The 12180-nt window shown below is 45.4% G+C and carries 10 protein-coding genes; 5 read left to right on the top strand and 5 right to left on the bottom strand.

The annotated features are described in order from the left end of the window. The first annotated feature begins 1 nt into the window (after position 1). The 4 genes from V6N89_RS08380 to V6N89_RS08365 all read left to right on the top strand — a co-directional run bounded on the left by V6N89_RS08380 (position 2) and on the right by V6N89_RS08365 (position 6823). A complete protein-coding gene (locus V6N89_RS08380) occupies positions 2-1933 on the top strand; it encodes a monovalent cation:proton antiporter-2 (CPA2) family protein (RefSeq protein WP_346993644.1) in 1932 nt (643 codons plus the stop codon). 135 nt (positions 1934-2068) lie between these two features. After that, positions 2069-3202, top strand: coding sequence for an efflux RND transporter periplasmic adaptor subunit (locus V6N89_RS08375; protein ID WP_346993643.1), 1134 nt, complete (start codon positions 2069-2071; stop codon positions 3200-3202). Positions 3203-3204: 2 nt separating this feature from the next. Next, positions 3205-6252 carry an efflux RND transporter permease subunit gene (locus tag V6N89_RS08370; RefSeq protein WP_346993642.1) on the top strand — a complete coding sequence of 1016 codons (3048 nt, stop codon included), beginning with the start codon at positions 3205-3207 and terminating at the stop codon, positions 6250-6252. Between the two features lie 145 nt (positions 6253-6397). After that, on the top strand, positions 6398-6823 hold the full coding sequence (locus V6N89_RS08365; protein ID WP_338517163.1) for a hypothetical protein: 426 nt from the start codon (positions 6398-6400) through the stop codon (positions 6821-6823). A gap of 95 nt (positions 6824-6918) precedes the next feature. On the opposite strand, the gene V6N89_RS08360 is transcribed toward V6N89_RS08365, so the two are convergent. The 4 genes from V6N89_RS08360 to V6N89_RS08345 all read right to left on the bottom strand — a co-directional run bounded on the left by V6N89_RS08360 (position 6919) and on the right by V6N89_RS08345 (position 10555). Beyond that, positions 6919-7452 carry a peroxiredoxin family protein gene (locus tag V6N89_RS08360; protein WP_338517162.1) on the bottom strand — a complete coding sequence of 178 codons (534 nt, stop codon included), beginning with the start codon at positions 7450-7452 and terminating at the stop codon, positions 6919-6921. 134 nt (positions 7453-7586) lie between these two features. Then, the gene (locus V6N89_RS08355; RefSeq protein WP_338517161.1) at positions 7587-8411 is read right to left on the bottom strand and encodes an oxidoreductase; all 825 of its coding nucleotides are present in this window, start codon (positions 8409-8411) and stop codon (positions 7587-7589) included. 10 nt (positions 8412-8421) lie between these two features. Beyond that, positions 8422-9759 (bottom strand): aldehyde dehydrogenase family protein, encoded by a 1338-nt coding sequence (locus tag V6N89_RS08350; RefSeq protein ID WP_338517159.1) that lies wholly within the window; start codon positions 9757-9759, stop codon positions 8422-8424. Further along, positions 9752-10555 (bottom strand): CmcJ/NvfI family oxidoreductase, encoded by an 804-nt coding sequence (locus V6N89_RS08345; RefSeq protein ID WP_346993641.1) that lies wholly within the window; start codon positions 10553-10555, stop codon positions 9752-9754. Before V6N89_RS08345 ends, V6N89_RS08350 begins: the two co-directional genes overlap by 8 nt. A 165-nt stretch (positions 10556-10720) precedes the next feature. On the opposite strand from V6N89_RS08345, the gene V6N89_RS08340 reads away from it, so the two are divergent. Further along, entirely contained in the window at positions 10721-11536 is an 816-nt protein-coding gene (locus V6N89_RS08340) for a LysR family transcriptional regulator (protein WP_346993640.1), read from the top strand. Positions 11537-11560: 24 nt separating this feature from the next. Here the strand turns inward: V6N89_RS08340 and V6N89_RS08335 are convergent, their stop codons facing one another. Beyond that, complete coding sequence (locus V6N89_RS08335) at positions 11561-12145, bottom strand: TetR/AcrR family transcriptional regulator (RefSeq protein WP_338517154.1); 585 nt, start codon at positions 12143-12145, stop codon at positions 11561-11563. Positions 12146-12180: the final 35 nt, after the last annotated feature.

Raw genomic sequence — 12180 nt, 5'->3', positions numbered from 1 at the left:
GATGACAGGCTATTTTCTTTATGCATTTATATATCTCGTGGCTGCTGTTATTGCCGTTCCTATCGCTAAGCGACTAGGGCTTGGCTCGGTTCTAGGCTATTTAATTGCAGGTCTAATAATTGGCCCTGTATTCGGACTTGTGGGTGACGAAACTACAACCATTCAACACTTCGCCGAATTTGGTGTGGTGATGATGCTATTTTTGGTCGGATTAGAACTTGAACCCCGCTCTTTGTGGGCCATGAAGTCAAAGCTTCTAGGCCTAGGTGGGTTACAGCTTGGACTGACTACAGCGCTGATAACCGTCGCCGCAATTGCACTGGGTCAGCCCTTTGGGATATCTCTGACAATAGGGCTCATTTTTGCTCTATCATCTACCGCTATTGTACTGCAAACCTTTCAAGAAAAAGGGTTACAGCAAACAGAGGGAGGCAAAAGCGCGTTTTCGGTACTCTTGTTTCAAGATATCGCCGTTATCCCTATGTTAGCGTTAATCCCGCTACTGGCTATTCCTGAGCTGGCATCCAGTGCAGCAGAGCACGGAGCAAGTGGCGAAAGCCACGATAGCTTGAGCCTAGTTGAGGGGCTTCCGCCGTGGGGCTACGGCTTAGTCATCATTGGCTCTGTCGCCTTTGTCACCGTAGGCGGTCACTACCTAAGCCGCCCCTTATTCAAATTTGTCGCTTCATCAAATTTACGTGAAATTTTCACGGCGACGGCACTGATGCTGATTATCGGTATTGCCGCTCTGATGGGTTTAGTAGGCCTCTCTCCTGCCCTAGGCGCGTTCTTAGCGGGCGTTGTGCTTGCCAATAGCGAGTTTAGGCACGAGTTGGAGGCAAATATTGAGCCTTTCAAAGGTCTGCTGCTTGGGCTGTTTTTTATCACAGTCGGTGCAGGCATTAATTTTGGGGTTCTGTCGGACAATGCAGCATTGATAGCTGGCCTTACTCTTGCGGTAATGCTGGTAAAAGCCATAGTGCTATATGTGATTGCCGTCGTATTTAAGTTACGCGATAGCAATAAATGGCTATTTACGCTTAGCTTGGCTCAGGCGGGGGAATTTGGCTTTGTATTATTGAGTTTTGCATCGCAAAACTATGTACTACCCAGTGATATTATTTCTGTTCTGTCTTTGGTTGTCGCCATTTCTATGTTCTTGACCCCTGGGCTTTTCATCTTGTTCGACAAGGCCATTATGCCTCGCTATAAAGGCAGTAAAACAGAACGTCAGCAAGACACCATAGAAGAACAAGGCTCGGTTGTTATTGCCGGTATAGGGCGTTTTGGTCAAATTATTAACCGTTTACTGGTGGCCAATGATGTAAAAACCGTGGTCCTTGATATTCGCTCAGAACAGATTGATTTGATTAGGCGTGTGGGTACAAAAGCCTATTTTGGTGATGCATCTAAGCCGGATATTTTGCACACAGCAGGTGCTCATGACGCCTCTTTATTGGTTATCGCCATCGATGATAAGGACACGGCAGCTGAAATGGTAAAGTACGCTAAGCATGCCTACCCCAATGTTAAGGTACTTGCTCGCGCGTTCGACCGTGGTCACGGATACCGACTGCGCCAGCTGGGTGCCGATTATGTTGTGTCAGAAACATATCATTCCGCACTGGAAATGGGTGCAGAAGCACTGCGTTCACTGAATATTCATCCCTTTCATGTTGAACGCCAAAAAATGGCGTATAAGAATATTGAAGACCAGCAAAACGATGTGCTTTATCACGCGTGGATTGACGATGCCAGCGGTGAACGCGTTGACAATAACTACCTTAAACTGTTTATTGAACTCGAGTCGTTAATTGAAAGTGCATTGAAAGCAGATTTGCATGACAAACACTCAAAAATGCGGGGCTGGACACCACCGCCGAAGGGCTACGCTGAAAAACTTGAGCACGACGAAATGTCAGACGATAAATAAGATTACGCACATATTTTGAAGTTTGCATATAAAAAGCTGATCGAAACCACCGCTAAGGGCTATAACTGTAATTACATTATGCTTTTGCGTGTTGCTTTGCAGCAATTACACACATCACCAATACGGAGAGTTATCATGCCGCTTTTTAAGGGTAGTTTCCCAAATACCGTAACATCCATAGGTCTCGCCATCGTTGCTCTTTGCGGCTTGAGTGCTTGTGAAGATGCGCCTGCTCCACCTAAGGCCGTATCTTCAACACCAGTTACGTTATACAAGGTGCAGCATTCAGATGAAACTATTGCAAAGTTTCCCGGTCAGGTTGAAGCGGCAGAATACTCAAACTTATCTTTTCGAGTTGGCGGAAAACTGCAAGAACTGCTGGTCAAAGCCGGTGAAGAAGTCACCGAAAATCAACTTATTGCGCGCTTAGACGACCGCGATGCAAAAGCACAGCTTGCAAATGCACAGTCTCAATTTGATGTGACATCTGCCATGTTTAAACGCATGGAAGCATCGGTGGAAAAAGGCGCAGTAAGTCGTTCTACCTTCGATGAAGCAAAAGCGAATTTTTTATCCGCTAAAGCCAGTCTAACCAACGCGGAAGATCAGCTCAGTTATACCGAACTTCGAGCTCCGTTCGCAGGTCTTATTGCATCTGTTCCCGTTGAAAACTACCAAGTGGTTGTGCCGCAGCAAACTATTGCTGAACTTCATATGCCAGGGGCAATTGACGTGACATTTCAACTACCTGAACAAAAAATGCGTATGATTGACCGCTCAAGAGCAAAAGCAAACCGTAGCTCTGAAATTGCCTGGGTGACCTTCTCTGGTATGCCAGAGAAGCGTTATGGCGCAATGTACAAAGATCATGAAAGTACCACTCGCCAAGGCGAACTGAGCTATGAAGTTACCCTTACGCTACCAGAACCAGATGATATCAATGTTCTGGCGGGAATGAGTGCCACCGTACTGCTTGATATGTCAAAGCTCATCGAGTCAGACGCGAAATTGTGGTTAGTGCCTTTTGGCGCAGTGGTCACAGACAATGCTGAGCCTGATAAAGCCATTGTATGGCGCTTCAAACCAGAGGGTGATAATAGCCAAAAAGGCACTGTGGAGCCAGTTGAAGTCATGATCACGCGAGGTATCTCTAACGGCTTATTAGTAGAAGGTCCGTTAAACGATGATGACAGAATTGTCGCAGCAGGTGCCCATCTTGTAAAAGACGGACAGCAAGTTACGGAGTGGACGAAAGAAGGAGGCCTGTAGCCATGGTCGAGTATTTCTTTCGCCAAAAAGTTATTAGCTGGATGGTGGCTATCATCCTAGGACTGGGTGGCATTGTCACTTTCCTTGGGTTGGGGCAGCTAGAGTTTCCTGAATTCACCATTAGAAACGCGCTGGTTATTACGCAATACCCAGGGGCAACTCCTGAGCAAGTTGAAGAAGAAGTTACCCTTCAATTAGAGAAGGCCATTCAGCGCATACCCAATGTTAAGCGCGTAAGCTCGGTCAACATGGTTGGCTCGTCTCAAATAACCGTTGAGCTTAAGAGCAGTGTTCAAGAAAAAGATCTAGAACAATATTGGGATAATCTTCGACGAAAAATAGGTGATGCCCAGGCATCCCTCCCCCCAGGCACCAGCACATCTATCGTAAACGATGATTTTGGCGATGTATTTGGCCTGTTGATGACCCTTAGAAGTGAAGACTATACGCAGAAGCAAATGGAAGACTTTGCTGATTTAATGCAGCGAGAAATTCAGCTTGTAAAAGGGGTGAAAAAGATTTCTATTGCAAGCACGGTTAACGAGCAAATTATTGTTTCACTAGACCACGACAAGATGAAAGCCTTAAATGTATCAACGGAAGCTATCGCAGGGCTTTTGACAGCACAAAATATCGTGGGAAATGCGGGCTCTATTAAAGTTCAGGGCAAACGACTTTCTATTCAGCCTACCGGCGAGTTCGACAATTTAGACGCCCTTGGCCAAGTGGTTATTGGCTCGCCCGCAAGCGGATTAATTAGGCTCACTGATATTGCCACCATTGAGCGCACGCTGAATGATACCCCGTCTATTTTGTATCACAGCAGCGGCGCACCAGCCCTTTCCATTGGTGTATCTTTTGCTTCAGCGGTCAATGTTGTAGATGTAGGTAAACGCCTTGAGGCAAAAATTGCAGAACTAGAAGCGCGCATGCCTCTTGGCATGGAATTAACGACGGTTTACAACCAACCCACTGTAGTCGATGACTCTGTCACAGGGTTTCTCATCAACCTAGTAGAAGCTGTCGCCATTGTTATCTTCGTATTGCTCTTGTTTATGGGCTGGCGAAGCGGCGTATTGATGGGGCTCATTTTGGTGCTCACCATTCTTGGTACCTTTATTCTGATGTCCATAAAAGGCATCGAGCTTCAAAAAATCTCCCTTGGCGCCCTTATTATTGCGTTGGGCATGCTAGTTGATAACGCAATTGTGGTTACAGAAGGCATGCTTATTGGCGTTCGCAAGGGGCAAACCAAGCTACAAGCAGCGAAAGATGTTGTATCGCAAAACGGGCTACCGCTTTTAGGTGCAACCGTTATAGCTATTACCGCTTTTGCACCTATAGGGCTTTCACCTGATGCCACTGGTGAATTTGTCGGATCGCTATTCTGGGTGCTTTGCTTCTCACTATTTTTAAGCTGGATAACAGCACTCACTATTACGCCTTTCTTTTTCGATTTGCTATTCAAAACTGAGAAAGAACAAGGAAGCAGTGAAGATGACGATCCTTACAAGGGGATTATATTTACCGTTTACAAGCGCTTTTTGACGGCGGCAATTAATTTTAGGTACGTCACTATTGTCATTGTACTTCTTGCATTGGTGGGAGGTGTTGCCTCTAGCAAATTCGTTAAAAATGCCTTCTTCCCCGACTCGTCAACCCCGCTTTTCTTTGTTGATTTGTGGCTACCTGAGGGTAGCGATGTGCTTACCACTGAGCAGTCTATACGCCGTTTAGAAAACCGCGTTATGCAGATGGAAGACATTGCTAATGTTACCAGCGTAATTGGAGGTGGAGCACAGCGACTAACCCTTACCTATGCCCCGGAAGACAGATACGCCAGTTACGGCCAGCTAATTGTTGAAACCAATACGGTTGAATCACGAGACGCGCGCATGCGCGAAATTATTGAGCTCGTTAGAAAAGATTTCCCTAACGTGCAATACAAAGTAAAAGCATTACAAGTTGGCCCCTCTGCCAAAGCGGCAATAGAAGCGCGTATTTATGGCCCAGAGCCAGAAGTGCTACGAGAGATAAGCAGCGATATCGAAGCCATTTTTAACGCTGAGCAAACTATGGACAGCGTAAGGCTATCTTGGAGCAACAAGGTGCCTTTTGTGGAGCCTGTTTTTCTTGAGGAGCAAGCTCGCCGAATTGGCGTTACCAGAGATGCGGTACACACGGCATTCTTACTTAACAACGAGGGGCAAAGCGTTGGCCTATATCGCGAAGGAAGCGACTTAATACCCATTGTCATGCGTAACGACCCTAACCAGCGCTACGACATAGACAACCTTGCGTCGCTTAATGTGTGGAGCCAAGAGCAAGGTAAATACATTAGCATGGCCGATGTAATCAGTAATGTTGACGTTAGCCTGGATAACCCCATTATCAAACGCCGAAATAGAGTAAGGATGTTAGCGGTCTATGCCGAACCTTTGCCTTTATCCGGTGAAACGGCCGCCAGCGTGCAAGCCAAAGTACGCCCATTGGTAGATGAACTAACGCTACCAGACGGTTATAGCATTGAATGGGGCGGCGAATATGAAACGTCTCGCGATGCACAAAAAGCGCTTTTCGCTAGTATGCCAATTGGCATTATCGGTATGTTTATCATTACCGTATTACTGTTTGGTAAGTTGCGACAAGCGTTGGCCATTTGGGGGGTTATCCCTCTTACCACCATCGGTATTATTGGCGGCTTAGTGCTTGTTGGTGCGCCGTTTACCTTCATGGCTCTGTTAGGCAGTTTAAGCCTTATTGGCATGGTACTTAAAAATGGCATCGTACTGATGGAAGAAATAAACGTGCAATCGAGAGGTGATGATGATGCATTTACTGCTGTTATCAACGCTTCAGTATCACGTGTACGACCGGTGTCTATGGCAGCAATTACCACCATTTTGGGGATGATCCCGCTGTTTTCCGATGCCTTCTTTGCATCTATGGCGGTGGTAATAGTATTTGGCTTAACGGTTGCAACGGTGCTCACACTGCTTATTTTGCCTGTGTTGCACTGTACCTTCCACGGTATTAAGGCAGACCAATAGACGCCGATTTCAAGTAAATGTGTGCAAGAAGGAGCACTAGCCTCGAAAAGCAAAGTGCCATACTATAAGCCAATAAAGCCAGCGTAAGCTGGCTTTTTACTATTTGATTTTGTTGGATAACTACACAGTGGTAACGGAAAAAGTTATGAGAGAACTCGCCAAACTAAAAGGCTATTATTTTACAGCGGTCGTTAGCCTATTGTTTGCTGTTATTGGCTTTTCGTACAACGCATGGCGCATGGAAGTGTCTGAGAGTAATAACAATGTGCGTACTGCGTCATTTGAAGTACTTAAAGCGCTAGCGGAACTAGAACGCAATGTATTTGCCGCACACTACGACCAAGACTCTATAAAAGGAAACCCTAGAGAGGGCTGGGTACAAGTGGGGTTAATTTCCGACCTGAGCGTTCTTATCGCCCCCAAGGTTGAGAGCAAAGCAAATGCATTGAAAACCCAATGGGGACAAAACTGGGAATTGCTTCCAACTACAGAATCGTCAGCGACAACCGTCGTCGCAGCCATTGACGAAGTGCGTGTAGAGATAAAAGATGTATTATCGTCACTGCAATAAATAGCAGACCAAAGCGAACTTCAGGCTATGCCTATCGCTCGCTTTGGCACTACGCCGACTATACGTTCTAAACGTTGACGTTTACAGCACACCTTTTAATAAGCAAATGTACCTCTAATTGGGTAGTTATTGTTTGGATCGCGTATCCAATTTAAACCATTTGCCAAGGCGCCAAGTTCGGGTCTGACAAATGGGTTATTAGAAATATCGACAACATGCAGGTTGCCTTGCTCATTCACTACAAACAGGCCTGGCTCGGCAAAATTATGATCGGTTTCTTGCTCAGAACGCGGTATTGAGATGTAGACACCAAGCGCCTTCATTTGCGCTTCTGTTAAACCGTAGGCGACAGGGAAATTTACCGATACTTGGGTTAACTGCTGACGCATTTGCGCTTCAGAATCAGCCGACACGGCAATAATGTCAACGCCAGCTTGGGCAAACTGCTCTTTGTATTCTGCAAGCTGATTTAGATAACGTGTACACAACGGGCAGTGACGACCGCGGTATACAAAAACCGCTTGCCACGTAAAGCCATCACGTGGTTGACCTAAGGTAACTTGATTACCTTCGCTGTCTGTTACTTCAATAGACGGAAATGCATCACCTGCATTTAATTTAACTGACATTTGTTTTCTCCAAATCGATTAATAGCTGAGGCATTTTATGGCTGATGTTGCCAAACATAGCGCCTGTGTATGATATTAGGGAGTCTTAGCACTAATACAATGAGTAGCATTTTTGTAACTACCCTGAGCCTCCCTTAAAGTTCAAATAGCATATCGGTACGTATAATGTATTTTACGCCTTTGGTTATTGGCGTTGAGCTGTGTAAACAGTGTAAAGGATGTCGCCCGTGAGGAAATAAAAGTACTCCCCCAGTAGGTGTTCTAACATTTACATGAGCTTGCTTGTCGCCGCGTCGAGCAGGCTCACCCGGCTTATCTGCATTAACAAGAAATTGTGTTTCACCTCCCTCGAAATCATCGTTGAGTAAAATAAGAAATGTCATTTTGCTGTATCTGTCTGAGTAAGCATTGGTGACCAAATTATTGCCAATAACTTTTGATCCTGGCCAATCTCCATCAATATGAAATTTAAAATAATCACCTTCTTGATAGCGATAAAAACGAAACCGAGTATTAATACCTAGCGGCTTTTTACCATCAAATATCGACAAGTGTTGCTCTGCCAGCGCAGATACGCGTTGCCATATACGACGTTCTGTCGCATCGTCAACCACAATAGTTACATTGTCGTTATGACGAATCTCGCGAGGAAGCGAGACAGCGGCATCTTTCAGATAGCCCAACGCTTCAGATGTTTCGATAAAGCGGCTGCACTCGGCCTCACTGAAAACATTGAGCAATTGGTATGCACCTGGCACTTCAGCGATATCATTGCGTGTTGCCAAGAGGGCTTGGTCTGCTTTTGCATTAGCCTCGCTTAAATCCGCGTCAAAATTTACGCTTTTTCCAGCGTCTACTGAATCAAGTAAAAAGGCGTTGTCGCGTTTCGCCGCCCATGTAGGAATAGCAGGGTTTTGAGCTCCGGGCTCACGTGCAATAACGAAAAAGTTCTCTTTCATCTCTAGTCTCCTATGCGCTTATTACTTGCACTTGGGTAAACTGTCTATGCCCATCTAGAGAGCCGTGATACCCATAGCCACTTTCTTTCGCTCCTACCCAGGGTGCATCTCCCGCTCCTACACCAGCGTTAATACCCACCATACCGGCTTCCATCTTTTCAGCCACATAACTGGCGTTTTGACGACCAAATACAACCGCGCCTAAACCTAGACTAGAATTGTTAGCACGTGCAATTGCCTCATCAACGTCCTTAAATGAGGCCATGGCGATCACAGGGCCAAAGGTTTCTTCGTTTGACATCAACATGCTTTGTGTTAACCCAGCAACAACGGTTGGCTGAATGAACGGTGGATGATAATCATCACTTCCCAACAAAAACTTAGCGCCCTGTTGCTTAGCATCAATCAGGTGTCTTATCACGTGTTGATGCTGTTTTTCATTAACCAAGGGCCCAATATTGACACCCGCTAGGTCCCAAGGTCCGACTGAGTACTGAGCGGCAATGTTGACCACCCGCTCACAGAATTCATCATAAATAGCTTCGTCAACGTAGATACGCTCGGTAGACGTACACATTTGCCCGGAGTTTTCAAACGAGCTGGCTACGGCGAAACGCGCCGCGGCATTGATGTCAGCATCGTTAAGCACAATCATGGCGTCATTACCTCCTAACTCCATAACCAAGCGATGAAGTTTGGGTGCGGCTGTTTGCATGATGTGTTTTCCCGCTTCAACGGAGCCTGTAAAAGCGACCATATTTATGTTGCTTTGCACCAAAGCCTTTCCGACTTCACCGTCACCATGAACAATATTCAGTACCCCTTCAGGTAAAACGCGATTCAGCGTGCTCACAAACAGATCTGCAACCAAAGGCGTATTTTCAGAGGGTTTCAGCACTACCGTGTTACCCGCAACCAATGCTGGTACAAGCAAGTTATTCGCCATGGCTAAGGGATAGTTCCACGGCGAAATAATGCCAACAACGCCAAGCGGACGATAATAGATTTGTGTTCCACTTGGCTTTCTAATCGGGCTTACCGCTTGAACCACTTCTTGGCTAAAGTAAGCTGCGCTTTGCGTTACCCCCATTACTTCATAAGTTGCTCTGCGTTTATCTTTTCCCATTTCCTGTGAAATCAAAAAGATTAGCTTTTCAGCTACACTTTCAAGGGCGCTGAAGGCTTCTTTGACTATGCTTGCCCTTTGCTGAGCGGTGTACTTACGCCAAGCCTGTTGTGCTATGCGCGCTTTGCCTACCGTGTCCTCGACCGCACTTCTACTCGCAATTTCTACGCGCCCAATTTCCTTACCATCAAGCGGATTAGTCGATACCAGTGGATTACTCATTCTTATCTCCTGAAAATACAATTGCTCTAATCTCTATGCTTGTGCGCGGTGGTAATAACTCTCCTTGCTGATTGTTTATAACTTCGACGGCAGAATGAGGAACACCAAACATGCCTTCTGGAAGCGTCGAGTCGAACACCTTAAATAACAAGCCTTCACCAGGAGCCATATCAGATTGGTAATACCAGCGGTGTTTTGGGCTGTAACTAATCGCCGCTAATTCACCAACTCTGTCGGGGTAAATAAGTTTTAAACGGTGAAAATCACTTTGCTGCACTGTTGCTAAATCAACTATTGCAAGAGGCGATGATTTAACCACGCTGTGTACAGGTAACCACAAATTGACCAGCTTATAGTTGCGTGTTCGAAGCTGTGGCTTGTCTTTTGTTTCTGCAAGCATACGATGCTCAGCTGACGTATTTGTATAGTCGTTGTGTACCGTTTTTACTGGGGCTCTGTTATGGGTGGTTTTCTCAGTGCGCGTGGTAGAGCGGTAAGTATGATCGAAAATTTGAACATGTTTGGTATCAAACTTGCGCTGCAAAAATGTAATTACAGAAGGGTATAGCTGCGCTATCACTGCTTCGTCATTCTCAAAGTGATTGAAAATAGGTGCAAATCTCACGACTTCAAAACCGTTTGTATCAATTGAAAACTCGCGCTTGCTTTCACGCATATCAGTGATATCGATATTTCGCTTATCAATTGATGTGGTCAATTCCGAAGCGCCAGGCCCTTGATAGGTTTGGTCGTATTCCAATGTACCTTGGGGTAATACATAATTTACAGAAAACATGATTCATTCCTCAATATCGCTTTGATGAGTGAATGATAAAGCCCGAGGTGATACAATAAAATCAAGTAACCTATGTAACTGATACAAGTGAAACCAAGCAAACCTTTAGAAATCAAACAACTGAAGATATTACTTGCCCTAATTAAGGAAAAGAATTTATCGAAAGTGGCCGAGCAATTAGGCATGTCTCAGCAAGCAGTGAGTGAACACTTAAAAAAATTGCGTTCAGCATTCAACGATAGGTTATTTATTAGAAGTGGCAGTGGTGTAGAGCCCACTGCGTTTACTGTTGCGCTTCAGCCAAAATTAATTGCGGCCATTGAAGCGGTAGATGGCCTGCTTAAACCCGACACGTTTTTGCCTGCATCGACAAAAGCTACATTTACAATAAGCTGTACCGACTTTGAGCAAGTTTCGCTGCTTCCCAAAGTACTTAGTGTTATTAGAAAAGAAGCGCCCTTTTTAAAGATTGCAGTGAAAAAACTAGAGCTAGACACGCTAGCTGCTGATTTGAAAAATGGTGATGTAGATGTTGCTCTCACCAACCCCGCATTTGCGCCGAGCCACTATCCATGCGAAACACTTTATAATGAACAGTATACCTGTGTAGCTTCATCAAAAAATGATCAGGTTTCATCGTCAATGAGCATTGAAAGTATTGCCAACATTCCACAGGTGGTTGTGTCTCCCTCAAGAGGTGATTTTAGTGGGGCAATACAGCACTGGTTTGAATCACAAGGCCACCCTCGCAATGTTATGATGACCTTTCCTACTTTTTCTGCGGCAATAGCAGCTATCCACAGTACAGACCTGTGCGGATTTATTCCAAGCGCCCTGCTTCCCGACTCTCGCCTTCAAATGATAGAGATCGCTCCCCTCCCTCCTCAATTTGATGTAATTAGTATCTGGCACCAGCGCTTGTCCAGCGACCCCTTAACTCAGTGGATACGCGGTATCATTCGCGATGCAGCCAATAGTTAATAATCAACGCCTAATGCTGAATGGCTATGTATCAAAGATGATCTCTCTTAACATCGACATGTGTTGCTGTTCGTGTAGCTTCCGTTCTTCGCGCGTATAAAGCTTATCGAGCGTAGGGCGGGAAACGACGTAGTATTGCGTTGCGCCCAACAAGTGGTACACAAAAGCAAGCGGTGAGTGCCCTACAAAATCCCCCTTTTGCTGCCCGCTATCTACAATGGCAACAATCTCATCAAGAAAAGGGCGCAAAAACCACTTATTTGCTTGTTCAGCGCGTTCGCGATTATCGAGTAACTCTCGCATGAGCAAAATGATCACCCTTAGTCGTTCTTCATCAGCGCTTATCATCTTTTCAAATAGTGCAAATAGCTGTGTTTGCGAATCGTCAGATTCAGTTTTGATTTCCGTTATCAGGTCGACAAGATGATTAGCCGCCTGTGCTAACACAGCAGCGTAAAGCTTTTCTTTTGATGGAAAATGATGAAGCAAACCCTGCTTACTTACACTCACCTCCGCGGCAATGTCGTTAATACTCGTGCCATAGAAACCATTTTTCGAAAAAAGAATAGTGGCGGTATTCAATAACTTGTCTTTCGTTTTTAACTTCACTTCGTCGTTCCAACGCCAAAAGTGTTAATACAATG

This window comes from Alteromonas gracilis (assembly GCF_036870955.2).
Classification (GTDB): domain Bacteria; phylum Pseudomonadota; class Gammaproteobacteria; order Enterobacterales; family Alteromonadaceae; genus Alteromonas; species Alteromonas gracilis_A.
Note: the sequence above shows the minus strand (reverse complement) of the source record. Positions and strands in the feature narration are given on the sequence as shown.